At 67.9% G+C, this 24,360-nt stretch carries 27 protein-coding genes; 12 read left to right on the top strand and 15 right to left on the bottom strand.

Annotated features, from left to right (window positions below):
• Positions 1-110: 110 nt before the first annotated feature.
• From N536_RS0131880 to N536_RS0131860, 5 genes are all read left to right on the top strand, one after another.
• Positions 111-821: a GntR family transcriptional regulator gene (locus N536_RS0131880; RefSeq protein WP_029117326.1), complete on the top strand. Its 711-nt coding sequence runs from the start codon at positions 111-113 to the stop codon at positions 819-821.
• Between the two features lie 95 nt (positions 822-916).
• The gene (locus tag N536_RS0131875) at positions 917-2,470 is read left to right on the top strand and encodes an NCS1 family nucleobase:cation symporter-1 (RefSeq protein WP_029117325.1); all 1,554 of its coding nucleotides are present in this window, start codon (positions 917-919) and stop codon (positions 2,468-2,470) included.
• A gap of 76 nt (positions 2,471-2,546) precedes the next feature.
• Positions 2,547-3,074, top strand: a complete 528-nt coding sequence (locus N536_RS0131870) for a PadR family transcriptional regulator (protein ID WP_029117324.1) — start codon at positions 2,547-2,549, stop codon at positions 3,072-3,074.
• Between the two features lie 92 nt (positions 3,075-3,166).
• Complete coding sequence (locus N536_RS0131865) at positions 3,167-3,883, top strand: PadR family transcriptional regulator (RefSeq protein ID WP_029117323.1); 717 nt, start codon at positions 3,167-3,169, stop codon at positions 3,881-3,883.
• Between the two features lie 81 nt (positions 3,884-3,964).
• On the top strand, positions 3,965-4,846 hold the full coding sequence (locus tag N536_RS0131860) for an oxidoreductase (RefSeq protein WP_029117322.1): 882 nt from the start codon (positions 3,965-3,967) through the stop codon (positions 4,844-4,846).
• 51 nt (positions 4,847-4,897) lie between these two features.
• Here the strand turns inward: N536_RS0131860 and glpK are convergent, their stop codons facing one another.
• Positions 4,898-6,364, bottom strand: a complete 1,467-nt coding sequence (gene glpK, locus N536_RS0131855) for a glycerol kinase GlpK (RefSeq protein WP_231514696.1) — start codon at positions 6,362-6,364, stop codon at positions 4,898-4,900.
• A 122-nt stretch (positions 6,365-6,486) separates the two neighbouring features.
• Here glpK and N536_RS0131850 point away from each other — a divergent pair, with 122 nt between their 5' ends.
• Positions 6,487-7,248 carry a class I SAM-dependent methyltransferase gene (locus N536_RS0131850; protein ID WP_029117320.1) on the top strand — a complete coding sequence of 254 codons (762 nt, stop codon included), beginning with the start codon at positions 6,487-6,489 and terminating at the stop codon, positions 7,246-7,248.
• Between the two features lie 2 nt (positions 7,249-7,250).
• On the opposite strand, the gene N536_RS0131845 is transcribed toward N536_RS0131850, so the two are convergent.
• Complete coding sequence (locus tag N536_RS0131845) at positions 7,251-8,054, bottom strand: MBL fold metallo-hydrolase (protein WP_029117319.1); 804 nt, start codon at positions 8,052-8,054, stop codon at positions 7,251-7,253.
• An 88-nt stretch (positions 8,055-8,142) separates the two neighbouring features.
• Between N536_RS0131845 and N536_RS0131840 the strand changes: the two genes are divergently transcribed.
• The 3 genes from N536_RS0131840 to N536_RS0131830 all read left to right on the top strand — a co-directional run bounded on the left by N536_RS0131840 (position 8,143) and on the right by N536_RS0131830 (position 10,806).
• Positions 8,143-9,621, top strand: a complete 1,479-nt coding sequence (locus tag N536_RS0131840; RefSeq protein WP_029117318.1) for a hypothetical protein — start codon at positions 8,143-8,145, stop codon at positions 9,619-9,621.
• Complete coding sequence (locus N536_RS40985) at positions 9,618-10,061, top strand: hypothetical protein (RefSeq protein ID WP_231514693.1); 444 nt, start codon at positions 9,618-9,620, stop codon at positions 10,059-10,061. The genes N536_RS0131840 and N536_RS40985 overlap by 4 nt, the downstream gene beginning before the upstream one ends.
• 70 nt (positions 10,062-10,131) lie before the next feature.
• Positions 10,132-10,806 (top strand): class I SAM-dependent methyltransferase, encoded by a 675-nt coding sequence (locus tag N536_RS0131830; RefSeq protein WP_029117316.1) that lies wholly within the window; start codon positions 10,132-10,134, stop codon positions 10,804-10,806.
• Here the strand turns inward: N536_RS0131830 and egtE are convergent.
• From egtE to N536_RS0131795, 7 genes are all read right to left on the bottom strand, one after another.
• A complete protein-coding gene (gene egtE / locus N536_RS0131825) occupies positions 10,803-11,900 on the bottom strand; it encodes an ergothioneine biosynthesis PLP-dependent enzyme EgtE (RefSeq protein WP_029117315.1) in 1,098 nt (365 codons plus the stop codon). The genes N536_RS0131830 and egtE overlap by 4 nt on opposite strands.
• Complete coding sequence (egtD, locus tag N536_RS0131820; RefSeq protein WP_029117314.1) at positions 11,897-12,862, bottom strand: L-histidine N(alpha)-methyltransferase; 966 nt, start codon at positions 12,860-12,862, stop codon at positions 11,897-11,899. Before egtD ends, egtE begins: the two co-directional genes overlap by 4 nt.
• Positions 12,859-13,563 (bottom strand): ergothioneine biosynthesis protein EgtC, encoded by a 705-nt coding sequence (egtC, locus tag N536_RS0131815; protein ID WP_029117313.1) that lies wholly within the window; start codon positions 13,561-13,563, stop codon positions 12,859-12,861. Before egtC ends, egtD begins: the two co-directional genes overlap by 4 nt.
• Before the next feature lie 4 nt (positions 13,564-13,567).
• Positions 13,568-14,872 (bottom strand): ergothioneine biosynthesis protein EgtB, encoded by a 1,305-nt coding sequence (egtB, locus tag N536_RS0131810; RefSeq protein ID WP_029117312.1) that lies wholly within the window; start codon positions 14,870-14,872, stop codon positions 13,568-13,570.
• Complete coding sequence (egtA, locus tag N536_RS0131805; RefSeq protein ID WP_036438326.1) at positions 14,869-16,140, bottom strand: ergothioneine biosynthesis glutamate--cysteine ligase EgtA; 1,272 nt, start codon at positions 16,138-16,140, stop codon at positions 14,869-14,871. The genes egtB and egtA overlap by 4 nt, the downstream gene beginning before the upstream one ends.
• A 127-nt stretch (positions 16,141-16,267) precedes the next feature.
• On the bottom strand, positions 16,268-16,909 hold the full coding sequence (locus N536_RS0131800) for a sensor domain-containing protein (protein WP_029117310.1): 642 nt from the start codon (positions 16,907-16,909) through the stop codon (positions 16,268-16,270).
• A gap of 5 nt (positions 16,910-16,914) precedes the next feature.
• Positions 16,915-17,343 (bottom strand): organic hydroperoxide resistance protein, encoded by a 429-nt coding sequence (locus tag N536_RS0131795; RefSeq protein ID WP_029117309.1) that lies wholly within the window; start codon positions 17,341-17,343, stop codon positions 16,915-16,917.
• An 85-nt stretch (positions 17,344-17,428) separates the two neighbouring features.
• On the opposite strand from N536_RS0131795, the gene N536_RS0131790 reads away from it, so the two are divergent.
• Positions 17,429-17,848, top strand: a complete 420-nt coding sequence (locus N536_RS0131790; protein ID WP_029117308.1) for a hypothetical protein — start codon at positions 17,429-17,431, stop codon at positions 17,846-17,848.
• 7 nt (positions 17,849-17,855) lie between these two features.
• Here the strand turns inward: N536_RS0131790 and N536_RS0131785 are convergent, their stop codons facing one another.
• Both N536_RS0131785 and N536_RS0131780 read right to left on the bottom strand, forming a co-directional pair.
• Complete coding sequence (locus N536_RS0131785; protein ID WP_231514692.1) at positions 17,856-18,347, bottom strand: hypothetical protein; 492 nt, start codon at positions 18,345-18,347, stop codon at positions 17,856-17,858.
• 215 nt (positions 18,348-18,562) lie between these two features.
• A complete protein-coding gene (locus N536_RS0131780; protein ID WP_036438308.1) occupies positions 18,563-18,991 on the bottom strand; it encodes a hypothetical protein in 429 nt (142 codons plus the stop codon).
• 184 nt (positions 18,992-19,175) lie between these two features.
• Here N536_RS0131780 and N536_RS0131775 point away from each other — a divergent pair, with 184 nt between their 5' ends.
• Positions 19,176-19,628 carry a hypothetical protein gene (locus tag N536_RS0131775; RefSeq protein ID WP_155948827.1) on the top strand — a complete coding sequence of 151 codons (453 nt, stop codon included), beginning with the start codon at positions 19,176-19,178 and terminating at the stop codon, positions 19,626-19,628.
• Between the two features lie 57 nt (positions 19,629-19,685).
• On the opposite strand, the gene N536_RS0131770 is transcribed toward N536_RS0131775, so the two are convergent.
• From N536_RS0131770 to N536_RS0131760, 3 genes are read right to left on the bottom strand one after another with little or no spacing between them, the layout of a single operon-like run.
• Entirely contained in the window at positions 19,686-20,807 is a 1,122-nt protein-coding gene (locus N536_RS0131770; protein ID WP_036438306.1) for a DUF4185 domain-containing protein, read from the bottom strand.
• A 28-nt stretch (positions 20,808-20,835) separates the two neighbouring features.
• On the bottom strand, positions 20,836-21,870 hold the full coding sequence (locus N536_RS0131765) for an aspartate-semialdehyde dehydrogenase (RefSeq protein ID WP_029117303.1): 1,035 nt from the start codon (positions 21,868-21,870) through the stop codon (positions 20,836-20,838).
• Complete coding sequence (locus N536_RS0131760; protein ID WP_029117302.1) at positions 21,871-23,136, bottom strand: aspartate kinase; 1,266 nt, start codon at positions 23,134-23,136, stop codon at positions 21,871-21,873.
• Positions 23,137-23,228: 92 nt separating this feature from the next.
• Here N536_RS0131760 and N536_RS0131755 point away from each other — a divergent pair, with 92 nt between their 5' ends.
• Positions 23,229-23,849: a nitroreductase family protein gene (locus tag N536_RS0131755; RefSeq protein WP_029117301.1), complete on the top strand. Its 621-nt coding sequence runs from the start codon at positions 23,229-23,231 to the stop codon at positions 23,847-23,849.
• Here the strand turns inward: N536_RS0131755 and N536_RS0131750 are convergent.
• Positions 23,818-24,291: a hypothetical protein gene (locus N536_RS0131750; protein WP_155948826.1), complete on the bottom strand. Its 474-nt coding sequence runs from the start codon at positions 24,289-24,291 to the stop codon at positions 23,818-23,820. The two genes, N536_RS0131755 and N536_RS0131750, sit on opposite strands and share 32 nt — an antisense overlap.
• Positions 24,292-24,360: the final 69 nt, after the last annotated feature.

The raw sequence follows: 24,360 nt of genomic DNA, 5'->3' as shown, positions 1-24,360 counted from the left end.
CTGGGGCTGTCGGCGGTGTAGGACCACGATGACATTCCACTAGTGACATGTCAAGAGTGAACTGTCATGTCCACCCGCCGGATTCGCCCAAAACGTAGGAGGATCGCTGAATGCCGGCCCGACGACATTCAGCGCTGCTGTTCAAGCTCGCGGTGAACCGCGGCGGCACGTCCCAGCAGACCATCGTCGACGAGCTTCGCCGGGTGATCCTCGACGGTGAAGTGCCGCCCGGCACGCCGATCCCCGTCGGCGACGTCGCCGAACTCTTCGGGGTCAGCGCCATCCCGGTCCGCGAGAGCCTCAAGACCCTCAGCGCCGAGGGATTGGTCCAGCATCAACCCAACGTCGGATTCGCCGTAGCCCAACTCACCGCCGAAGAGCTGGCCGAGATGTACATCGTCCGTGAGACGCTCGAGTCGGCGGCGTTGGCCGCCGCGGTGCACCTCGCCACCGACGCCGACCGCGAGCACGTCATCGAGATCAATCGTCTACTGGAAGTGGCTGTGCGCCTTGATGACCCGCAGTCATATCACCGGCAGAGCCGGCAGTTCCACATCGGCCTGACCCGGCCGTCGCGGATGCTACGCCTCATGCACATGCTCGAATCAGCCTGGAACATAACCGAACCCGTTCAGGCCATGGTGCACGTCGAGAACACCGACCGCGCCCAACTGCACGAGGACCATCAAGTGATGCTCGACGCGTTCGTGTGCCGCGATGCCGACCGCCTGCTTGCCGCGGCCGCGATTCACCACAATCACCTCAACCGGGTGGTCGCGACACTTCCCCCAGGCAGCGGACTCATCGAACCCGATGGCTAGCTGACGAAAATATATTCTCGGGGCAACGGTTACGAAATATCGCGCGGCTATTTTTCCTCCATCTACCGCACTGTTTCTGACAGGAAGCCGCTGACATGACCGAACTCAAAGAGCCGCCGCCGGGCGCCAAGGTGGGCGCAGGCGACATCGTCGAAGCCGCAGGACATCCGGTCGGTGCCGGACTGATCAAGCCCGACTACGACCCACGCCTCACCAACGAGGACCTGGCGCCGCTGCGCGATCAGCACTGGTCGTCGTACAACATCTTCGCGTTCTGGATGTCCGACGTACACAGCGTCGGCGGCTACGTGACCGCCGGCAGCCTGTTTGCACTCGGCCTCGCCAGTTGGCAGGTGCTGATCGCGCTTCTGGTCGGCATCACGATCGTCTACTACCTGTGCAACCTCGTTGCCAAGCCCAGCCAGCAGGCCGGTGTTCCGTATCCGGTGGTGTGCCGCAGCCCGTTCGGCGTGCTGGGCGCCAACATCCCGGCGATCATCCGCGGCCTGATCGCCGTGGCGTGGTACGGCATCCAGACCTACCTCGCCTCGGCAGCGCTGGACATCGTGCTGCTCAAGCTGTTTCCCGGCCTGGCGCCCTACGCCGACGTCGATCAGTACGGGTTTACGGGCCTGTCCCTTCTCGGCTGGGGCAGCTTTACGCTGCTGTGGATCCTGCAGGCGGCCGTGTTCTGGCGCGGCATGGAATCGATCCGCAAGTTCATCGACTTCTGCGGCCCCGCCGTCTACGTGGTGATGTTCATCCTGTGCGGCTACCTGCTGTGGAAGTCGGGCTGGCACGTCAGCCTGAACCTGGGTGGTGAGAAGAAGGGCAACTCGCTGGTCATCATGCTCGGCGCGATCGCCCTGGTGGTGTCCTACTTCTCCGGTCCGATGCTGAACTTCGGAGACTTCGCCCGCTACGGCAAGAGCTTCAAGACGGTGAAGAAGGGCAACTTCCTCGGCCTGCCGGTCAACTTCCTGGTGTTCTCACTGCTGGTGGTCGTCACCGCGGCCGCGACGGTCCCGGTGTTCGGCGAACTGCTCACCGACCCCGTACAGACGGTCGCCCGGATCGACAGTGTGACGGCAATCGTGTTGGGCGCCTTGACATTCAGCATTGCGACGATCGGCATCAACATCGTCGCGAACTTCATCTCACCCGCGTTCGACTTCTCCAACGTCAGCCCGCAGAAGATCAGCTGGCGCATGGGCGGCATGATCGCCGCCGTCGGCTCGGTGCTCCTCACACCGTGGAATCTGTACAGCAACCCAGAGGTCATCCACTACACGTTGGAGACGCTCGGCGCGTTCATCGGTCCACTGTTCGGCGTCCTCCTCGCGGACTTCTACCTGATCCGCAAGCAGAAGATCGTGGTCGACGACCTGTTCACCATGTCCACGTCCGCGAACTACTGGTACAAGAACGGCTACAACCCGGCGGCGGTGGCTGCGACGGTGGTGGGCGCGGTCCTGGCCATGGCGCCCGTGCTCCTCGGCGGCATCGTCTTCGGAATGGCAGGCGCGTCGCAGTACAGCTGGTTCATCGGGTGTGGGGTGTCCTTCGGCTTGTACTACGTGTTCGCGACGCGCGGCCCGTGGACGATGGCGCCGCTTAGCGAGAGCGAAACCGCAGAGGCCACCGTCTGATCTCGACACGCTGACCTCGACTCGCCGCTACGGCCCGACATTCCACAACTGGAATGTCGGGCCGTACGATTTTCTGGTGAGCCTTCGCATTGCGGCCCTCGGGCTGCTGGTCCGGCATCCCGGCAGTGGGTATGACCTGCTCAAACGGTTCCAAAAGTCGATGGCGAACGTGTGGCCCGCCACCCAGAGCCAGCTGTACGGCGAGCTGAACAAGCTCGCCGACAGCGGGATGATCGAGGTGTCCGACGTCGGTCCGCGTGGCCGCAAGGAATACCGCGTCACCGAGGCGGGCCACGCCGAGCTGCTGCGCTGGATCACCAATCCGCAGGACGACCCGCCGTGGCGCAGGCCCGATTTGTTGCGCGTCTTCCTGCTGGGGCAGATCCCGGCCGAGGATGCCCGCAAGTACGTCGCCACCTTCGTCGAGCATGCGGAGTCCGAGCTGAAAAGGCTTGAGCACCTTCGTGATTCGATCGACTGGGACAACGGCCAAGGCGACTTCTACGGTCGCGCGGCGCTCGAGTACGGGCTGCGCCACTCGGCAATGGAGGGCGAATGGGCGCGCTGGCTGATCCGGGCGATCGACGAGCGGGCCAGAATCTAGCACCACTCAGTAGTTGCATCGCGATAGCTTCCGATATATCGTTAACGTATCGGAAGCGCATTCGGCGTTTCCCGTCGAAAGAAGGACAACAGATGGACACCCCATTCAACGAAGGCCCGTTCCAGGGCCACCCCGGTTTCGGATTCACTCCCGCCGACCGCCGCGTGCTGCACGAACAGCGCAGGCAGGCCCGACGCGACTTCCGCGACCACGTACGCGAGCACCGCGGCGAGCACGGCGGCTTCGGCCCAGGTTTCGGTTTCGGCCCCGGCCGTGGTTTCGGCTTCGGTCCCGGCGGCTTCGGCCCAGGGGGCTTCGGTCCCGGTGGACCCCGTGGCGGCAGGCGTGGCGGACCGCGCGGCGGCGGACGCAGCAGGCGCGGTGACGTGCGTGCGGCGATCCTCAAGCTGCTCACCGACCGGCCGATGCACGGCTACGAGATGATCCAGGAGATCAACGATCGCAGCCAGGAACTGTGGAAGCCCAGCCCCGGCTCGGTGTACCCGACGCTGCAACTGCTGGAGGACGAAGGCCTGATCGTCGCCGTCGAAGCCGAGGGCAGCAAGAAGCTGTTCCAGCTGACCGACGAAGGCCGCGCCGCCGCCGACAAGATCGAGACGGCGCCGTGGGACGAGATCACCGAAGGCGCCGACCCCGGCGCGGTGAGCCTGCGCAGCGCCGTCGGCCAGCTGATGGGCGCGGTCGCCCAGTCGGCGCACGCCGCGTCGGCCGAGCAGCAGCAGCGCATCGTCGACATCGTCAACAACGCCCGCCGCGAGATTTACCAGATCCTCGGCGAGTCCGAATAACCCCCCGTGATTTGGGCGTGATCGGTTGCGCTGAGCGTGACCGATCACGCCCGAATCGCACGGTCGCTAGCCTGAGAGACCATGACGACGTTTCCGCTCGGTCAGTACACGGTTCACCGCGTCGGGTTCGGCGCCATGCAACTCCCCGGACCCGGCGTGTTCGGCCCGCCGCGCGACCGCGATCAAGCGCTGGCCGTGCTGAGGCGGGCGGTGGAGCTGGGCGTCGACCACATCGACACCGCTCAGTTCTACGGCCCCGACGTCGCGAACGAACTGATCCGCGAGGCGCTGCATCCCTACGCGGACAACCTCGCGCTGGTGAGCAAGGTCGGTGCGCGGCGCGACGACACGGGTGCGTGGGTTCCCGCGCACGAGCCCGACGATCTACGCGCCGACATCGAGACGAACCTCCGATCCCTCGGAACGGACCAGCTGACCGCAGTGAATCTCCGTGTGATGGACAGTGATTCGGCTGACCCGACCAGTGTCGGCACCGTCGACCGCGACCAGTTCTGCGCTCAGCTGGCCGCGATGATCCAGGCTCGCGAGGACGGCCTGATCGCAGGCATCGGGCTGTCCAACGTCAGTGTGGACCACCTCAAGATCGCCCTCGAGCGCACCGAGATCGTCTGCGTGCAGAACGCGTACAACCTCGTCGACCGCGCGTCGCAGCCGGTGCTCGACGCGTGCATCGAACACGGCATCGCGTTCGTGCCGTTCTTCCCACTGGGCTCCGGCTTCAACGCCGACAATCCAGTGCTGGGCAACGACATCGTGCGCCGAACGGCCACCGAGCTCGGCCGCACCCCGGCGCAGATCGCCCTCGCGTGGACGCTGTCCGTGGCGCCCAACGTGCTGCTGATCCCCGGCACGTCGTCGGTGGCTCACCTCGAGGAGAACCTCGCCGTCGCCGACATCGAACTGCCCGCCGAGGTGAAGACCCAGCTGGACGCCCTCGCCTAGTAGCGATTTCGGCGTGATCGGTAACGCTCAGCGTGACAGCACACGCCGAAATCACTCGACGTCGACCCAATCCAGCGTCCGCGTCACGGCCTTCTGCCAGCCCGCGTAGCCCTCGGCGCGCTGCTCGTCGCTCCACGACGGCGACCACCGCGCGCCCTCCTGCCAGTTGGCCCGCAGATCGTCCGGGTCCGCCCAGAACCCGACGGCCAGGCCCGCGGCGTACGCCGCGCCCAGCGCGGTGGTCTCGGCGACGACCGGCTTGACCACGTCGACGCCGAGTACGTCGGCCTGGATCTGCATGCACAGGTCGTTGGCCGTGATGCCGCCGTCGACCTTCAGCACTTCCAGGTGCACGCCCGAGTCGGCCTCCATCGCGTCGACGACGTCGCGGCTCTGGTAGCAGATCGCCTCCAGCGTGGCGCGGGCCACGTGCGCGTTCGTATTGAATCGCGACAGGCCCACGATGGCGCCGCGCGCATCGGATCTCCAGTACGGGGCGAACAGGCCGGAGAAGGCCGGCACGAAGTACACGCCGCCGTTGTCCTCGACCTGGCGGGCCAGCGTCTCACTCTGCGCCGCGCCGCTGATGATGCCCAACTGATCGCGTAGCCACTGCACCGCCGAACCCGTCACGGCGATCGAACCCTCAAGCGCGTAAACGGGTTTCGCGTCACCGAACTGATAACACACCGTCGTCAGCAGACCGTTCTCCGACCGCACCATGTTCTCGCCGGTGTTCAGCAGCAGGAAGTTGCCCGTGCCGTAGGTGTTCTTGGCCTCGCCCGCCTTCAAGCAGACCTGGCCCACCATGGCGGCCTGCTGGTCGCCGAGGATGCCGGTCAGCGGAACGCTGCCGCCAAGGGGACCGTTGTCGAGCGATGTGCCGTAGGCGTCCGGATACGACGACGGCTTGATCTCGGGCAGCATCTGGCGCGGAATCCCGAAGAACGACAACAGTTCCTCGTCCCAGTCCAACGTCTCCAGATTCATCAGCATGGTCCGGCTGGCGTTGGTCACGTCGGTGACGTGCACGCCGCCGCGCGGCCCGCCGGTGAGATTCCACAGCACCCACGTGTCGGGGGTGCCGAAGATCGCGTCGCCCTTTTCGGCGGCCTCGCGCACGCCGTCGACGTTCTCCAGGATCCACTGCGCCTTGCCCGCGGAGAAGTACGTGGCGGGCGGCAGCCCCGCCTTGCGCCGGATGACGTCGCCGCGCCCGTCGCGGTCCAGCGCCGAGGCGATCCGGTCGGTGCGGGTGTCCTGCCAGACGATGGCGTTGTAGTACGGCCGTCCGGTGCGACGGTTCCACACCAGCGCCGTCTCGCGCTGATTGGTGATGCCGAGGGCAGCCAGGTCGCTCGAGGACAGATTCGTCTTGTTGAGCGCCGACATGATCACCGACGCGGTGCGCTCCCAGATCTCCACCGGGTTGTGCTCGACCCAGCCCGCCTTCGGCAGGATCTGGTCGTGCTCCAGCTGGTGGCGGCCCACCTCGGCGCCGTCGTGGTCGAAGATCATGCACCGAGTGCTCGTGGTGCCCTGGTCGATGGCGGCGACGAATTCGGCCACGCGTGCTCCCTCCCTTCAGATCATCCCGGGTCGCTTCGCTCCTGCCCTCCGAGAAGTGTCCGTCGTCCATCATGGACTACATGGCCACTTCGACTGTCGACATCGCCGCCATGCCCCGCGGCGGCCCGGACGCATCGTGCCTCGACCGCCTGCTGGAGACGGACCGGCAGGAATACCTCGACCGCGACGACGTCGACCCGGCGCTGAAGCGTGGCGTGGTGCGGGCGCTCGAGCGCACCGGCGAGTGGTTCGGCAACCACCAGAAGTTCGCGCAGATCGCGCTTGAAGAGGTCGCCGACGTGCCCGATCCGCGGATCCTCGAACTGGGTTCGGGCCACGGCGGCCTGACGGCCAAACTGCTGGAGATGCACCCCAGTGCGCGGCTGACGGTGACCGACGTCGAGCCCGACTCGGTGGCTGCGATCGCCGCCGGTGAGCTCGGGCGTGATCCGCGCGTCACGGTGCGCGCCATGGATGCGACCGCCATCGACGCCGAGGACGGCGCGTTCGACCTCGCGGTGTTCGCGTTGTCGTTCCACCACCTTCCGCCCGCGGCCGCGGCCGAAGTGTTCGCCGAGGGCACCCGGGTGGCCGGCAAGCTGCTGATCATCGACCTCCCGCGCCCGCCGACGCCGCTGCACCTGCTGCGGTTGGCGACGATGCTGCCGTTCGCGCCGTTCGTCCCTTTCGTGCACGACGGCGTGATCAGCTCGCTGCGGGCCTACAGCCCGTCGGCGCTGCGGGCGCTGGCCGCGCATGCCGACCCGTCGATCGAGCTCGATCTGCGCGGCGGTCTCGCCAGCCCGCAGGTGGTGGTCGCAAGCCGCGGCTGACGTCACACGGTGACCGAGGACCCGCGCTGCAGCTCGATGACACGGTCGGCCAGCCCGCGCCGCCGCATCTCCTCGAGAAAGTCGGACAGCGGAGACGCGAACACCCCGTAGTCGTTGAAGTGCACCGGAATGATGCGTGACGGATTCACCAGCTGCGCGACGTCGGCGCCCTGCTCCCCGTCCATCGTCACGGTCAGGCCGAACGGGAGATGCCGGCCGAACGGCAGCCGGGTACCGCCGAGATGCAGGATGCCGGCATCGATCGGATCGAACCGCCGCGGTATCTCGTTGAGCTCCTCGATCAGCAGCGTGTCGCCGGAGACGTAGATCCGCCGGGTGGTGCCGTCCTCGCTGGCCGCCACCACCATCGACCCCATCACCGGCGGCAGGAACCGGTGCACGGGCGACGGCGCATGGCGGCCCGGTAGCGCCGTCACGCTGGTGGTCGTGTCGCCCTTGACGAATGCGTGGCTCTGCCAGGTCGACAAGCCGAGCGCCTGCCCGAAGCCGCGACGCACCAACCGCTTGGCGGCGTGCGGTGTGGTGAGGACGGGCAGCTCGTGGTCCAGCCCGGCTTGCGCGACGCGATCCCAGTGATCGCCGTGCATGTGGGACAGGACGATGCCGTCGAGCGGGGGCAGCATGCCGACGTCGAGGGCCGGTTCCTGTAAGCGCTTCGACACCAGGCCGTAGCCCAGGTAGGCACGCTGCCCCTGGTGCAGGAAGTTCGGGTCGGTCAGCAGAGTCACGCCGCCAGCCTCGATGAGTGTGGTGGCGTTGCCGATGAAGGTGACGGTGACGTCCATCGGCTCCGTCTACCCCGTCATGTGACGGACATGCGGCGATCCGGCGATTTCCTTGCGGACGCGTCATCGAGCCTGTTGCATCGGGTTCGTGGGTGAGGACGTCACGAAGACCGAGTTCACTCGGGCGCACCGCCGCGAATACCGGCGCAAGGTCCAACTGTGCCTCGACGTCTTCGAGACGATGCTCGCTCAGTCCAGTTTCGACGTGGAACGCCCGATGACCGGCATGGAGATCGAGTGCAACCTGGTCGACGGCGACTATCAGCCCGCGATGAGCAATACCGAAGTCCTGGCGTCGATCGCCGATCCGGCCTACCAGACCGAATTGGGTGCCTACAACATCGAATTCAACGTTCCGCCGCGTCGATTGCCTGGCCGCTCGGCGCTCGACCTGGAAGCCGAGGTGCGGGCCAGCCTCAACGCTGCGGAAGCCAAGGCGAGCGAGGACGGCGCCCACATCGTCATGATCGGCATCCTGCCGACGCTGCTGCCCGAGCATTTGTCGGGCCACTGGATGAGCGAGTCGCGGCGTTATCAGGCGCTCAACGACTCGATCTTCACCGCGCGCGGCGAGGACATCCACATCGACATCGGCGGACCGGAGCGGCTCAGTCTGGAATCGGCGTCGATCGCGCCCGAATCCGCCTGCACCAGCATGCAATTGCACCTCCAGGTCTCCCCTGCCGACTTCGCCAAGAACTGGAATGCCGCGCAGGTGCTTGCCGGTCCGCAGTTGGCCCTCGGCGCCAATTCGCCGTACTTCTTCGGCCACCAACTCTGGGCAGAGACCCGCATCGAGCTGTTCGCGCAGGCCACCGACACCCGTCCCGACGAGCTCAAGACGCAGGGAGTGCGGCCGCGGGTGTGGTTCGGCGAGCGCTGGATCACGTCGATCTTCGACCTGTTCGAGGAGAACGTCCGCTACTTCCCGTCCCTGCTGCCCGAACTGTCGGACGAGGACCCCGTCGCCGAGCTCGCGGAGGGCCGCACGCCCAAGCTGCCCGAGCTGCGGCTGCACAACGGCACCATCTATCGCTGGAACCGCCCGGTGTACGACGTGGTCGGCGGCCGGCCGCATCTGCGGGTGGAGAATCGGGTGCTGCCCGCCGGCCCCACGGTGGTCGACATGTTGGCGAACTCGGCGTTCTACTATGGGCTGCTGCGCACGTTGTCCGACGACGACCGGCCGGTCTGGACGAAGCTGAGTTTCGCTGCGGCCGAACATAATTTCCTGGCCGCCGCTCAGCACGGGATGGACGCGCGGCTGTACTGGCCGGGGCTTGGCGAGGTGACGCCCGACGAACTGGTGTTGCGGCAGTTGTTGCCGATGGCCGAGGAGGGACTGCGCCGCTGGGGTGTCGCCGCCGAGGTGCGCGACCGGTACCTCGGCGTCATCGAAGGCCGCGCGAAGACGGGGCTCAACGGGTCGACGTGGCAGGTCGCGACGGTCCGCGCCTTGCAGGAACGCGGGCTGACCCGGCCCCTGGCCCTTGCCGAGATGCTGCGGCTGTACTGCCAGCGCATGCACAGCAACGAGCCCGTGCACACCTGGGACGGGCCCTCGTGAACAAGACGTGGTCGGTGGCGCTGCTCATCGGGATGGCGGTGGCGGGCTGCGGGTCGAGCCCGGTGGCAGAGGCAGATCCGGTCGCCTTCACGTGGGACCAGGCCTTCGCCCTGCCCGGCGGACGGGAAGCGACGGCGCCGGGCGGCGACCTCCTGGTGCGCTTCACCGACGTGCTGGAGGATTCGCGCTGTCCCACGGAGGTCGAATGCTTCTGGACCGGGCAGGCGCGAATCGCGATCCAGGTGCAACCCGCGGGGCGTGAACCGACCACCACCGAGTTCAACACCAACCCTGCGCCCGGCCAGAACGTCCAGACGGCCCGCGTCGGCGAGTACACGGTCAGCCTTCGATCACTCGACCCGTACCCACGGGTCATCGACGAGTCGATCTCGCTCGAGGACTACACGGCAACCTTGTCGGTGACGAAAGCCGCAGGTTGACGGAACCCTGGCAACGAGCCAGGCCAGACGTGGGAAATCAAGGCGTACTTTGTCTTTCATGAGCGATGCGATGAACACGGACATCATGGATTGGGACAGCGTCTACCGCGGAGAGGCCGGTTTCGAGGGCCCGCCACCGTGGAACATCGGCGAACCCCAACCCGAGCTGGCGGCGCTCATCGCGGCAGACAAGGTGCGCGGCGACGTACTCGACGCCGGCTGCGGACATGCCGAGCTGTCGCTGGCCCTCGCCGCCAAGGGGTACACCGTGGTCGGCATCGAACTGACCCCGACCGCCGTCGCGGCCGCGACGCAGGCGGCCAAGGAGCGCAACCTGCCCAACGCCACGTTCGTTCAGGACGACATCACGACGTTCACCGGGTTCGACGGCCGCTTCGACACGATCATCGACTCGACGCTGTTCCACGCGCTGCCCGTCGAGGCGCGGGATGCCTACCAGCAGTCGGTGTTCCGTGCCGCCGCGCCCGGTGCGGTGTACTACATCCTGGTCTTCGCCAAGGGCGCGTTCCCGGCCGAACTCGAACAGAAGCCCCACGAGGTCGACGAGGCCGAACTGCGTGAAGCGGTCGGCAAGTACTGGGAGATCGACGAGATCCGCCCGGCGTTCATCCACGCCAACCCGATCGTCGTCCCGGACGCGCCGTTCGAGATGCCTGCCCACGACCACGATGACAAGGGCCGCATCAAATTTCCCGCATTCCTGTTGACGGCGCACAAGGCCTAAGCGGCGGCAGTCACCGCGGCCAGTGCCCGGGTGAACGTCTCGAGATCCTCGGCGGTGACGTCCACGTGCGGCGACAGCCGCAACGCCGGGCGCGTCATCTCCCCCGGCGCGCGCTCAACACCGGCGTAGGTGGTGACGATGCGGTGTTCGGCAATCAACCTGGCCCGCACGGTCTGCGGGTCGACGCCGTCGGGTGGGACCAGCGTCGTGATGGCGCTGCGCTCGTCCACCGGCTCCACCACCTGCCAGCCCGTGACGTCGGCCACCGCGGTTCGTGTCATCGCGCCGACCTCGGCCAGGCGCGACTGAATTCGCGCCGGGCCTGCGGCCAGGTGCTCACCCAGCGCGAGTGAAAGCCCCACCTGTGCAGCGACATTGACTTCACTGTGATCGAGCTGGGCGCGCGTGTCGTCGCTCAGCAACCCGCCCCGTGCGGCGAGCACGCCGACGCCGCGCGGCCCGGCCGTCCACTTGCGCGACGACGAATACACCGCGTCGGCGTCGACGCCCGAACAGTCCAGGTGCGCGAACGCCTGCGCGGCGTCGACGATCAGCGGGATGCCGTTGGCGCGGCACACCGTGGCGATCGCGGCCGCCGGCTGCACGGTGCCACGATGGCTGCCCAGCGGGGTGAGGTGCACCAGCGCCGGCGGATCGGCCGCCAGCTGGCGGGCAGCGGCGTCGACGTCGAGGCGGTCGCCGTCGTCGACCGGAAGCGGTCGCACGTCGAAACCGTGCCGCGCCATGATCACCAGGTTCGGCCCGTACTCGCCGGGCAGGCAGGCCAGCGTGCGGGCGCCCCGCCAGTCGGCGAGCAACGTGTCGAGGGCGTGGTTGGAGCCGGTGGTGAATACCACGTCCCCGGAAGAGAATCCGGTGAGCGCGGCGACGGCCGCGCGGCCCGCGTCGAGCACCGGTGCGGCCGCTTCGGCGGCGACGTAGCCGCCGACCTCGGCCTCGTGCCGCGCGTGCTGGGCCGCGGCGTCGATCACTGCGACCGTCTGCCGGGAGCAGGCGGCGCTGTCGAGGTGCACCCCCGCCATCGGGGGCCTGGCATCCCGCCAGGCGGTCGCCAGGTCGGCGGTCCCGGTCATTTGACCGCGAGTGACAACCCGAAGTCCCCTGCCGAGTCGGTCCACCACTCGATCCGGCGCAGACCGGCGGCAGCGAGTTCGTCGGCGACACCGTCTGACCGGAACTTGCAGGACACCTCGGTGAGCATCTCCTCGCCTGCGGCGAAGTCGACGGTCAGGTCGAGCTCGGTGATGCGTACCCGCTGCGGAGTGCTTGCGCGCAGCCACATTTCGATGCGCTCCTCGTCGGCATTCCAACGTGCCACGTGTTCGAAGGCATCGAGGTCGAAGTCGGCGTCCAGCTCCCGGTTCACCACGGCGAGCACGTTCTTGTTGAACCGCGCGGTCACCCCGGCGCTGTCGTCGTAGGCACGCACCAGCCGCTCGACGTCCTTGACCAGGTCGGTGCCGAGCAGCACGGTGTCACCCGGCCGGAGGCTGTCCGACAACGCGGTGAGGAACTCCGCGCGCGGTCCGGTGGTGAGGTTGCCGATGGTCGATCCGAGGAATGCCACGAGCCTGCGACCGACCCGCGGGATCTCGGCCAGGTGGTGCTCGAAGTCCCCGCAGACGGCGTCGATCTCGATGCCGGGATACTCCTCGCCGATGGCAGCGCCCGCCGCCCGCAGCATGCCGGCGTCGACGTCGAACGGGATGAACCGTCGCAGGCTTCCGCCGTCACGGAGCGCGTCGAGCAGGATGCGGGTCTTCTCGGACGTGCCGCTGCCGAGCTCGACCAGCGTGTCGGCGCCGGATGTCGCGGCGACGTCCGCAGCGCGGGTGCGCAGGATCTCGGCCTCGGCGCGCGTCGGGTAGTACTCCGGCAGCCGGGTGATCTGGTCGAAGAGGTCGCTGCCGACGGTGTCGTAGAACCACTTGGGAGGCAACGTCTTCGGTGTCTGCGCCAAACCCTCGAGCACGTCGCGCCGCAGCGCGGCGGCGGCGGAGTCCTCGGCGAGGTAGTTGGACAGCGACAAGGTCATGACGATCCTTTCAGCGGTATCAGTTCAATTCCAGCAGTGTCGACGCGCACCAGGTGGCGGTCCGGGATCTCCTGCCACTGCGGGTCGTCGTCGTAGGGTTCACTCGCCAGCACCACGCCATCGCTGCGGCGCAGGACGGACAACGTGTCACCCCACGTGGTGGCCACCAGCCGAGATCCGTTGGCCGCCAGGATGTTCAGCCGGGCGTTGGGGTCGGCGGCACCGACTTCTCCGATGGTCTCGCCGAGGCGGTCCAGCCCCCGCTCGAAGATCAGCGCGGCGAGGAGCGCACTGTCGACGGTGGATTCCGCCTTCGACGACAACGGCAGCACCGCCCGGTCCACCAGACCGTTGTGGGACAACAGCCATTCGCCGTCACTGAACGGCGCCGACGCCGACGGTTCGATGGGCATGCCGACGCTCGCCGAGCGGACCGCTGCGACGATGCATCCGCTGCGCAGCGCTGGCGCGACCGATGCGAACGACGCGTCGCCCCACAGCGGGGCGGCGCTGCGCCACCGCGCGGGCCGGTCCCCCGGCAGGTCCGGTGAGAAGAATCCCACTCCCCAGCCGTCGGCGTTCATCAGGCCGTGCTTCTGTCGCCGCGGCGCGTACGACTGAACCCCGAGGCCGTACGGCGGCTCCAGGACGAGCGACGCGACCGATACCGGTTGCCCGAGCCAGCCCAGATGTCGGCACACGGGCTCAGACGTCCCAGGCCAGCCGGACGCCGGAGAAGATCTGCCTCCGGACCGGGTGATCCCAGTTGCGGAAGCTGGGCCGGATGATGCTCGACCCCACCGCCCAGGACCCGCCGCGCAGCACCCGGTAGTCGCCGCCGAAGAACGGCTGCGTGTACTGCTCGTAGACCATCGGAGTGAAGCCCGGCCACGGCCGCAGCGGGGACGTCGTCCACTCCCACACGTCACCGATCATCTGCTCGGCGCCGTACGCCGACGCGCCGGCCGGGTAGGCCCCGACGGGCGCGGGGCGCAGCGCGTCCCCGCCGAGGTTGGCCAACTCGGCGGTGGGTTCAGCCATCCCCCAAGGGAATCGGCGACGCTTCCGCGTCACGGGATCCCACGCACACGCCTTCTCCCACTCCTCCTCGGTGGGCAGTCGGGCGCCTGCCCATGCCGCGAACGCCTCGGCCTCGAAGAACGTCACGTGCTGCACCGGTTCGTCGGGCGGAACGTCCTCGACGTGGCCGAACCGGGTGCGCGTCCCGTCGGGACCCCAATACTTCGGCGCCGTCAGACCCGCCTCCTGGCGATGCTTCCAACCGCGGTCCGACCACCACCGCGGCTCGCGGTAGCCGCCGTCGTCCATGAATTCGCGCCACTCGGCGTTCGTCACGGGCACACGACCGATGCGGAAGCTCGGTACGTCGACGTGGTGCGCGGGCCGCTCGTTGTCCAGCGAGTGCGGTTCGCTGGTGGCGTCCACGCCCAGCACGAAGGGACCGCCGGGCACCAGGACCGACGTGCCTGCGACGCCGGACCGGCCGCGGGGCAGCGGCGCGCCCGAGCCGAGAATCGCCGGCCCCGACCGCAGACCGAGAGCCTGCAACATCGTCTCGTCGTGCTGGTTCTCGTGGCTGATCACCAGGCCGTAGACGAACGCGGGGTCGAAGGCCGTGCCCGCCAGACCCGCCAACTTGTCGTCGGAGAACCCGTCCAACGCGTCGAGGGCCTTGGACCGCACGGTGCCGCAGTAGGCGCGGGCGTCGGCGGGGGGCAGCAGCGGAAGGTCGACGCGGCTGGCACGCGAATGCACGAACGCGTCGTAGAGTTCGTCGACCGCGGCGGGCAGCATGCCGGGCCGGGCCGCGTCACCACCGCGCAGCAGCCACAGTTCCTCCTGCTGGCCGATGTGAGCGAGGTCCCAGACCAGCGGGCTCATCAACGGGTCGTACTGGCGCAGCAGTTCGGCGTCGTCGAATTCGACGAGACGCAGGGTGCGGTCGCGCGCGCGGGTCAGCTCCCGCGCGAGGAGTTCGCGTGTGCTCACGAGGCGCCCTGCGCCAACAGGCTCACCGCCGCGTCGACCCCACGAGCCACCACCAGATCGGAGAAGTCGTCGGCGGGACACCGGCCCAGCTCGACCTGCGCCAGCAGATCGCCCATCGCGTCGGCCAGCCCGTCGGGTGCGCGCTCCGCGGCAGCCTCCACGCATCGGACGGCGGCCTCCTGCAGCCGGTGATCGCCCAGCCCGAGCCGCGCGGCGCGGTCCCAAGCCGTGGCGACCGATTCGGTGGCCTCGGCGGCGATGTCGGCGGCGACGGGATCGTCGAGCAGGGTCGCGAGGGTGAACACGACGGCGGGCCACACGTCGTCGGGAACGCTGTCCAGATAGCGGATCTCCAGGAAACCCCTCGGCCGCACGGGCGGAAACAGCGTGGTCAAGTGGTAGTCGACGTCGGCCGCGGTCGGGCGACGCCCGTCCAGCATCGTCGTGCCGTCGGCCCAGTCGGCGAACGGCACCCAGTCCGTCATCGGTACGGCCTCGGGCGTGTGCACCAGCATCACCGGCGCCTTCAACGCATAGCGCGACCAGTCATTGGCGGGGTCGTCGCCGTTGGCGCCGAGAATCGGGCCGCACCGCGCGGAGTCGAGTTGACTCCACACCCGCTGACGCGTGCTGCGCCACCCGGAGAACTCGCCGCCCAGCAGTGGCGAGTTGGCCGAGATCGCGATCATGGTCGGCCCCAGCGCGTGGGCCAGCCGCACCCGGGAGGCCCACTGATCGCGGGGACCCGCATCGACGTTGACCTGAACCGACGCCGTCGACGTCATCATTGCGGCGCCCGCGGCGCCGGTGTCACTGGCCTCGAAGAACCGTTCCATCGCGTGGTAGCGGGCGCCGGGATTGACGCGTTTGGCGGGTCGCAGCGGATCGGCGCCGAGCAGCACCATGCCGAACCCGCACCGCGCGAAGGCTTCTCGAAGCACGGCCCGATCCGCGCTCATCGCCGCGATGGCGGCGATGGCGTCGTCGTAGGGCGGGCCGGAGAGCTCGACGGCACCGCCGGGCTCGACGGTGATCACGCTGCCGCCCGGCAGAGCCGGAACGGTGTCGATGACCTCGGTCAGCTCGTCCCAGCCGGGGCGACGCATCGGATCGGCCAAGTCGAAGCAGTGCGCCTCGATCTCCAGACCGACCTTGCCCACCGGGCCATCGCGCAGGCATTCACCGCCGATGTACTGGGCGACGTCGACGGCGCTCGGGAGTTCAACGGAGACGCTGGTGCGGCGCTGGTCCACTGCAGTGGTCGTCATCTCAACCATGCCTCTCGGGTCGGTCGCGGTCGCTCGTGATCGCCGATCCCCTCTATCTTCCAGAGGGCACCGACAAAGTCGCGCGGATTTTCCGGCCACTCATGCCGCAACGCACTCCGCCGAGCCGTTACTGACCCAGGCTGTTCTGCATCGCCCCAGCCAGAACGTTCACCGCGGGTCCGCCATTGCCAGGCTGGCAGACTTTCGCTTGCAGCAGAACGTTCTCGCGCAACCGCGTCTGGGTGAAGCACCGTCGGTCGGTACCCGCTTCCTGCTTCACCCACACGGCGTCGGTCGCCGTCGGCGGACCACCGGTGAAGGTCCACACCTCGGTGACGAAGTCGTTCAGGTGCATCGCCGTGGTCTGTCCGGCGCACCCGACCGTGCGGTCGGTGACGCGGTGAAACGCCCTTGTCGCCGCGTCAGTGGTAGCGAACACGCCGACCGCCTGCTTGGCCATGTGCGTGTCGTCGTCGGGGCCGCGCTGGCTCACCGCTCCGTTGAATGAGGCGAGATCCGGGTCGAGGTACACCTCGGGCAGCCCAATGTCGGCCCAGTTGTTGCACTCCGGCACGTCGACCGAGAAGCCCTGGAACGGCTCGGTGAACGTCGACTCCCACGTCATCGGGGCGCCAACGATGTTGCCGACCGACCCCTTGCCGAGTACGGCGTAGGACACCACGCCCGGGTCGGACGGACGTGCGTGCGCCGGTGCCGCCGCGAGTACGGCAACAGCGACGACGCCCGCCGATACGGCGGGAAACCGCATCGGGATTAGACCTTCGCCGACAGCGTGACGTCGATGTTGCCGCGGGTGGCCTTCGAGTACGGGCACACGCCGTGCGCCTTCTGCATCAGATCGTCGGCGACGCTCTGCTCAAGACCGGGCAGGTAACCGACCAGGTTGGCGGTCAGGCCGAACCCGCCCTCGGAATCCTTCCCGAAGCCGATCTGCGCGGTGATGGCGCTGGCGTCGTCGATGTCGATCTTCTCGTTGCGTGCGACGAGGCGCAGAGCACCCAGGAAGCAGGCCGAGTAGCCGGCCGAGAACAACAGTTCGGGGTTCACGCCCTCGCCGCTGCCGCCCATCTCCTTGGGCGGGCGGGTGTCGAGGTCGATCTTGCCGTCGGTGGACTTGACGTGGCCGTCGCGTCCGCCGCCGGAGGCGGTCGATTCTGCGGTGTAGACGACTTCGATGCTCATGTCTCGATCATGCCAGCCAAACGAGCTGAGAAAAGGGCCCCGGCGCGGTTACCGTTGTTCGGCCGCTAGTGAGGAGTTCAATGCGATGGACATGATCAAGTACGCGACGATCTGTGCGGCTGCCGCCGCATCGTTGACCGCTTGCGGAGGAGGCGTCTCGCACGACGCCGCAACTACTGGCCAATCGGTCGCACCCCTTGCCACGAGTGAATCCGCGTCCCCGTGCTCGTCGGCGACGGCGGATGTCTTGAAGTCGGCCACACAACGCGAGTACGGGCAACCCGGGAAAGCCCTTGACGGGCCGTTCACCGTCGAAAAGGTGCTGTGCTCCGGCGATTGGGCGAAGACCCTGATCGACGTGGAGGCTCCCCCCGACACGAATCCCGGCAGCATCGTGCTGTTCCACCACGACGGCGCTGATTGGCGCGCAGTGAATTACGGCAGTGGGTTCGATTGCCGGTATGACGGCGTACCACCATCGATCGCCGCCGAACTCGAATGCTAGGTAGCGTTCAGTAGATCGTCAGCGTGCAGTACGTGCGCGCCGGCGAGGGGTACGGCCAGGCATATTCGCCGACGTTCGACGGGCACGCCTGCTGGTCGCGGACGTCGAGGCGCTGGGTGACCTGGACCAGCAGGCCCTGCTGCTGTGCGCGCTGCGAGCAGTCGGCTAGCTGGACGACGCCGACCGGCATGTCCAAGACGTAGCAGTGGTTGGCGACGAGGTTGGGCACCAGGCATAGCCGCGACGTGGATGGGTCGGCGAATTTCGTTGGCAGATGCTGATATTCGTCGCTCGGGCAGGAACCAGAGGAATCTGTGAGTGCGCCGACGGTGTAGCTCGGGTCGGCCGTGCAGCCCACCTTGGTGGCCTTGAGGCTGTCGGGCGCGGTGGACGGAATCTCGACGCAGTCGCCGACGGTGAAAATCGGGGCACCTTCGCGCGCCAGCGGCTCACGCGGCAATCCGCAGGCGCTGACGAGCGTCAAGGCGGAAGCCAGCACGGTAAAGACCACGCAACGGATCGATGACGAACGCCTCATGGTTAACGACAGTCTCACGCGTAACGCGAAATCGCGACCCGTTGACCAAAGTTCTCAAGTTTTCCACAGAGCTCGCCAATTTCCCGGTATTGCCGGTTTCGGCGTGTCGCAGCAGCCCGGTACGACGATGCCCCGGTCACCAAGGGGGGTGGCGACCGGGGCATCGGGTCATGGGATCAGCGCGGTGCCGTCGTCGTCGGAGGCTGGCCTGGCGACTCCGATCCGCCTTGTCCACCGGGGATGCCTGGTCCGCCGGGGAATCCGCCGGGCCCGCCCGGGAAGATGAAGCCGGGGCCAGGCCGGAACATCGGGCCCATGGGCGGTCCCTGGTGGAACTCCATGCCACCGCGGCGGTCACCGAAGTCGCCACGGTGGTGCCCACCGCCCGAGTGGGCGCCGAGCATGAAACCGGTGCCGAAGATGATCGCGACGATGAACACCACGCCGGCGACGATGCCGACCCACGCGGCAACGACGTTGAGCCGGCTCGGCCGCCTGCGGTATTCGGGCGGTGGCGGCGGAGCGTAGGGAGGCCCGGCCGGCGGCGGCGGTGTGGCGTCGATGGGCCCGGTGACGGGGTCGTTGGACGTGGTTGTTTCGCTCATGTGTCCGATGATGGTCGCGGTTGTGATGCGCCAATGAAGAACCGGCTGTGAATCAGCTATGAAGGCCGCCCGGAAAGTCTGCGAAGAAAGTCCGCGAGAAAAAAGTGTGGGAATCGGCGCGGCCACTCGCTCCTAACAGGTGAACGCGGCCCAAGCGGGTCGCGACCAACCTCAGGAGAACGACATGACCGCCACCCAGCCCAACCAAAACAAGCCCAACTACTTCCGCCTTCGCACCTTCATCGCCGCCGGCGCCCTCGCCGCGGCCGCGTTGTCCATGGCATCGGGCCTCGCCCAGGCCAAGGATTCCGAGACGACCATCAAGAACGACTGCACCTCTCAGGTCGGCGGCACGTACACCACGACCGTCGACTCCAACGGGCACCGGACGTCCAAGTGCTGCTACGAGGGCCTCTTCGGCGTCACGCATTGCGACGTGTTCGTCGACGGCGAGTACGACGACGGCCAGTCCTTCCTCGAGCAGCCGCCAGTGAAGCCCCCGGTCGTCGGGCCACGGCCGGTTCCCCCGGGCGTGCTGTCCCCGCAGATCGTGGAGGTCGCGCCGTCGAAGGATCCGGTAAAGCCGTCCACGCCGAAGCCCGTGTTGGCGCAAGAGCCCGTCTTGTCGAAAGGATAGGGACGCAACGACATCCGACCCGTCGGCCCGTCACACCTCCCGGTGGCGGGCCGACCCCTATGGCTTGAACGGGTTAACCGCGAACTGGATGACGCGATACGGCGCGTTGTCGCCGCGCGCCGTGGTGTTCCACTGGCTGATGAACACCCGCAACTCGTCGAGCGTCGACCCCGGCGAGATGTAGCCGCCGTACGGCTGGGCCAGCCGGTTGTCCTCCGGCGCAGGCAACTCGTCGGCGACGTCCGGCCAACCAGCGGCGACCACGACCGTCGTCACGGGCGCAGCGCCGAGCCCGGTCGGGTCGTTCGCGACACGAACCTCCATGTTGCCGGTGCTGGCGTTGAAGTAGGACAACACGGTCTTGCCGTCGATCTGGCGGACGCTCATCTCGCCGACCTTGTCCAGCCACAGCGGCGTCGGCGGCTTGTTCCATCCGGCCACCGAGGACCACGGTTGCCAGCTGGACCGGTCGGTGAAGGACTGCGGCGTCGCCCGATACAGCTCGACCGGACCGGTGCGGTCGAAGTCGTTGGCGACGATGTACACCCAGCCGCTCGGGGAGTCCAGCGTCGGGATGGGGTCGTAGTAGCCGCTGATCTGCGACTGGCGTCCCTTCGCGTAGCCATCGGGCCGCTGCGAGTTCGGCACCGTCGGCCAGCTCCCCCGCGCCGGATCGGCCTTCACCAGCCGCGACGTCTGCGGCACCAGATCCTTGGTCGTGGTGACCATCATGTAGTTCTCGCGGTTGATCTGTACGACGCCCGCGGGCAGCTGCGAGGAGCCCGGCGGCGTCGGGTCGGCCAGCAGCGGCTGGTCCGTTCCGCTGATGCGGTCGTAACGCACCCCGGTCGGGTCGTCGATCGAGTCGGTCTCGACGTGCAGCGCGATCGGTGAGTACCAGCCGCCGAATCCCGCGCCCTGCCCGGCGAAGCTGTCACCACACACCTGCAGGATGCCGCTTGGGAACTCCATGAACTCACACAGGTCCGTCGCACCGATGCCGTAATCCGCTGTGGGCGTACCGGTTCCGGCCGTCGGGCCGATGCGGACCGCCTGCCCGGGCGCCAGCGGTGCGAGCACCGGTCCGGGTACGGGAGCGGGTGGATCGGCGCGCGCGACGGCAGGCGTGACGCTCGCCAACGCCAGCAGCGCAGTGCCGATCACCGTTCGCGCGCTCATCGCGGGACAGCGTATCGACGGATCCGACTCAGAGTTGGGCGGCCAGCAGCTCGGCGATCTGGATCGTGTTGAGTGCGGCGCCCTTGCGCAGGTTGTCGCCGGACACGAACAGCGCAAGCCCTCGACCGTCGGGCGCACCGGGATCCTGGCGGATCCGGCCGACCAGCGAATCGTCGGCGCCCGCGGCGGCCAGCGGCGTTGGCACGTCGACCAGCGTCACGCCCGGTGCGTCGGCCAGAAGCTCCCGCGCCCGCTCCGGAGTGATCGGCCGGGCGAACTCCGCGTTGATCGACAGCGAGTGCCCCGTGTACACCGGCACACGCACGCAGGTTCCGCTGACCAGAAGGTCGGGGATGCCGAGGATCTTGCGGCTCTCGTTGCGCAACTTCTGATCCTCGTCCGTCTCGCCGGAGCCGTCGTCGACCAACGACCCCGCCAGCGGGACGACGTTGAAAGCGATTGGCGCGACGTACTTTTCGGGCGCCGGGAACTGCAGCGCCGAACCGTCGTGCACCAGCTGCTCGCTGTCGTCGACCACCGCACGGGCCTGGCCGAACAGCTCCTGCACACCGGCCAGTCCGCTGCCGGACACCGCCTGATACGTGGACGCGATCATGCGGACGAGGCCCGCTTCGTCGTGCAGGACCTTCAGCACCGGCATCGCGGCCATGGTGGTGCAGTTCGGGTTGGCGATGATGCCCTTGGGTCGAATGCCTGCGTCGCGCTCGAAGTTGACCTCCGACACCACGAGGGGGACGTCGGGATCCTTGCGCCATGCCGACGAGTTGTCGACGACGATGGCTCCCGCGGCGGCGAACCGCGGCGCCTGCACGCGCGACATCGTGGCACCGGCGGAGAACAGCGCGATGTCCAGACCCGACGGGTCGGCGGTCTCGGCGTCCTCGACCTCGATCTCCTGGCCGCGGAACGGCAGCTTCTTGCCCTGCGAGCGCGCGGAGGCGAAGAACCGCACGGACGTCGCTGGGAAGTCACGTTCCTCCAGCAGGCGACGCATCACCTGACCGACCTGGCCGGTCGCGCCAACTACTCCGATGCTGACCATTTAGATCCCGCTTCCCGCGTACACGATCGCTTCCTCGTCGCCCCCGAGGCCGAACGCCTCGTGCAGCGCCGCGACGGCCTTGTCCAACTCGGTGTCCTTGACCAACACCGAGATTCGGATCTCGGAGGTCGAGATGAGGTCGATGTTGACGCCGACGGCGGCCAGCGCCTCGCAGAACGTCGCCGTCACACCCGGATGGCTGCGCATGCCCGCTCCGATGAGCGACACCTTGCCGATGTGGTCGTCGTAAAGCACTGCGCTGAAACCGATTTCGTCTTGCAGTGAGGCCAGCTTCTCCACCGCGCCAGGGCCGCTGTCCCGCGAGCAGGTGAAGGTGATGTCGGTCTTGCCGTCCTCGACCTTGGAGATGTTCTGCAACACCATGTCGATGTTGACGTCGGCATCGGCGACTGCGCGAAACACCTTGGCGGCGTAGCCAGGAACGTCGGGCAGCCCGACAACGGTGACCTTCGCCTCGCCGCGGTCGTGTGCGACCCCGGTCAGGATGGCGTCTTCCATCGGGATGTCCTCCATGGATCCTTTGACGAGCGTGCCTGGCCTATCGGTGTACGACGACCGCACGTGAATCGGAACGTCGTACCGGCGCGCGTATTCCACGCACCGCAGCATGAGCACCTTGGCCCCGCACGCCGCCATCTCGAGCATCTCTTCGAAGCTGACGGTGTCGAGTCGGCGCGCGTTCGGCACGATGCGCGGATCGGCGGTGAAGATGCCGTCCACGTCGGTGTAGATCTCGCACACGTCGGCGTTGAGTGCGGCGGCCAGCGCGACGGCGGTGGTGTCCGACCCGCCGCGACCCAGGGTGGTGACGTCCTTGCTGTCTTGACTGACGCCCTGGAAGCCGGCGACCAGCACGATCAGGCCCTCGGCGAGGGCGTCCTGCAGCCGGCCGGGCGTGACGTCGATGATCTTGGCGTTGCCGTGCGTGCTGGTGGTGATGACACCGGCCTGCGAGCCGGTGAACGAGCGCGCCTGGGCGCCCAGGGAGTAGATGGCCATGGCCACCAGGGCGTTGGAGATGCGCTCCCCCGAAGTGAGCAGCATGTCCATCTCGCGCGGGGGCGGCGCGGGGCTGACCTGACGGGCCAGGTCCAGCAGGTCGTCGGTGGTGTCACCCATCGCGGACACCACGACGACGACGTCGTTGCCCGCCTTCTTGGTCTCGACGATCCGTTCGGCGACGCGGCGGATCCGGTCGGCGTCGGCCACCGAGGATCCTCCGTACTTTTGTACGACGAGCGCCACCCGTCCGCCTTTCGTTCCGCAGGGAGTCCCATAAAGGATAAGGGGTCTGCGCACTCGGTTTTCCCTTCCGGCCCGGCGGTAGCGTGAGGCGCGTGACTGATCCAGGAGACCGGCGGGCCGACACCCTGGTTCCCATTCACGACGCCATCGCCGCGCGCTGGAGTCCCCGTGCCTTCGATCCCGACGCCGTCGTGACGGTCGAGCAGGTCACCGCACTGTTGGAGGCCGCCCGCTGGGCGGCGACGTGGGGCCAGCGTCAGCCGGTGCGATTCATGGTCGGCTTCCGAGCCGATGAGACGTTCACCTCACTGGCGGCGACGCTCAAGCGGGGCAACGCGTACGCGCACGCGGCGAGCGCACTGATCCTGGTCTGCGCCGACGAGGGCCCCGACGAGAGGACCGCCCTGTATTCGGCGGTCGATGCAGGCGCCGCGATCGCGAATCTGACCATCGAGGCGGTGTCGCGAGGCCTGATCGCTCATCCCATGGCGGGGTTCGCCGCCGACGCTGCGCGGCAGGCGTTCGGCATTCCTGACGAGGTGCGGCCGTTGGCCATCGTCGCGGTCGGCGTGCTGGCCGACTATGCGACGGCTGACCCCGCGGTCGTCGAGCGGGACGCGCGCCCCCGCGAGCGCTTGCCGTTGAGCGAGGTGGCCTTCACTCGCACCTGGGGCACGGCGTTCATTCCGGACAGGCCTTCGCCAGCTGGCTGACCTCCGCCTCGAACTGGTCGTTGAACGCCGTGACCACCATGGCCGTGGCCTGCGGCCCCGGACCTCCCGGTGCGGTCTTCGCGCTCTGGGCGTTGAAGTCGATCTTGGCCTCGACGAGACGGTCAGCGGTGTGCGCCAGCTCACGCGCCTGGTCGGCGAGACCCTCCGCCGTCACCTTGGCGGCGCGATCGGAGAGCCCGTTGGACCAGGCTCGGAAGTCCATGTCACTGGGTTCGGTCGCGGCCTCGTACGACCCCTTCTCGGGGACGTGAGTCTTGGCGTTGAGCGCGTCGATCTGAGTCTTGTTGTAGGACAGCAGCTCTCTGACCGGCGCGCAATCCGCCGACGACCGCTGGTCGCGGAAGAACACCCACCAGATGCCGCCTCCGACGACGATGGCGACCAACACCACCACGGTTGTCAGTGGCCTGGTTCGTCTCACGACACGATGCTGGCACGAGTCGGCCCCGCACCCAGCATCAGGCGGACTGTTACACGTGAGAAACATGCC

Origin of the sequence: Mycobacterium sp. URHB0044, assembly GCF_000620625.1 — a bacterium.
Taxonomy (GTDB): Bacteria; Actinomycetota; Actinomycetes; order Mycobacteriales; family Mycobacteriaceae; genus Mycobacterium.
Note: the sequence above shows the minus strand (reverse complement) of the source record. Positions and strands in the feature narration are given on the sequence as shown.

What these genes read in the sequence shown, in the direction of transcription:
- N536_RS0131780 (WP_036438308.1), bottom strand. Translation starts at nt 18,991, where the DNA reads ATGAGCGAAACAACCACGTCCAACGACCCCGTCACCGGGCCCATCGAC.
- N536_RS0131770 (WP_036438306.1), bottom strand. Translation starts at nt 20,807, where the DNA reads ATGAGCGCGCGAACGGTGATCGGCACTGCGCTGCTGGCGTTGGCGAGC.
- N536_RS0131795 (WP_029117309.1), bottom strand. Translation starts at nt 17,343, where the DNA reads ATGAGCATCGAAGTCGTCTACACCGCAGAATCGACCGCCTCCGGCGGC.
- N536_RS0131880 (WP_029117326.1), top strand. Translation starts at nt 111, where the DNA reads ATGCCGGCCCGACGACATTCAGCGCTGCTGTTCAAGCTCGCGGTGAAC.
- N536_RS0131850 (WP_029117320.1), top strand. Translation starts at nt 6,487, where the DNA reads ATGGACTACATGGCCACTTCGACTGTCGACATCGCCGCCATGCCCCGC.
- N536_RS0131830 (WP_029117316.1), top strand. Translation starts at nt 10,132, where the DNA reads ATGAACACGGACATCATGGATTGGGACAGCGTCTACCGCGGAGAGGCC.
- glpK (WP_231514696.1), bottom strand. Translation starts at nt 6,364, where the DNA reads ATGATCTTCGACCACGACGGCGCCGAGGTGGGCCGCCACCAGCTGGAG.
- N536_RS0131860 (WP_029117322.1), top strand. Translation starts at nt 3,965, where the DNA reads ATGACGACGTTTCCGCTCGGTCAGTACACGGTTCACCGCGTCGGGTTC.
- N536_RS0131790 (WP_029117308.1), top strand. Translation starts at nt 17,429, where the DNA reads ATGGACATGATCAAGTACGCGACGATCTGTGCGGCTGCCGCCGCATCG.
- N536_RS0131875 (WP_029117325.1), top strand. Translation starts at nt 917, where the DNA reads ATGACCGAACTCAAAGAGCCGCCGCCGGGCGCCAAGGTGGGCGCAGGC.
- N536_RS0131775 (WP_155948827.1), top strand. Translation starts at nt 19,176, where the DNA reads ATGACCGCCACCCAGCCCAACCAAAACAAGCCCAACTACTTCCGCCTT.
- N536_RS0131765 (WP_029117303.1), bottom strand. Translation starts at nt 21,870, where the DNA reads ATGGTCAGCATCGGAGTAGTTGGCGCGACCGGCCAGGTCGGTCAGGTG.
- N536_RS0131845 (WP_029117319.1), bottom strand. Translation starts at nt 8,054, where the DNA reads ATGGACGTCACCGTCACCTTCATCGGCAACGCCACCACACTCATCGAG.
- N536_RS0131800 (WP_029117310.1), bottom strand. Translation starts at nt 16,909, where the DNA reads ATGCGGTTTCCCGCCGTATCGGCGGGCGTCGTCGCTGTTGCCGTACTC.
- egtD (WP_029117314.1), bottom strand. Translation starts at nt 12,862, where the DNA reads ATGACCTTGTCGCTGTCCAACTACCTCGCCGAGGACTCCGCCGCCGCC.
- egtA (WP_036438326.1), bottom strand. Translation starts at nt 16,140, where the DNA reads ATGACGACCACTGCAGTGGACCAGCGCCGCACCAGCGTCTCCGTTGAA.
- egtE (WP_029117315.1), bottom strand. Translation starts at nt 11,900, where the DNA reads ATGACCGGGACCGCCGACCTGGCGACCGCCTGGCGGGATGCCAGGCCC.
- N536_RS0131865 (WP_029117323.1), top strand. Translation starts at nt 3,167, where the DNA reads ATGGACACCCCATTCAACGAAGGCCCGTTCCAGGGCCACCCCGGTTTC.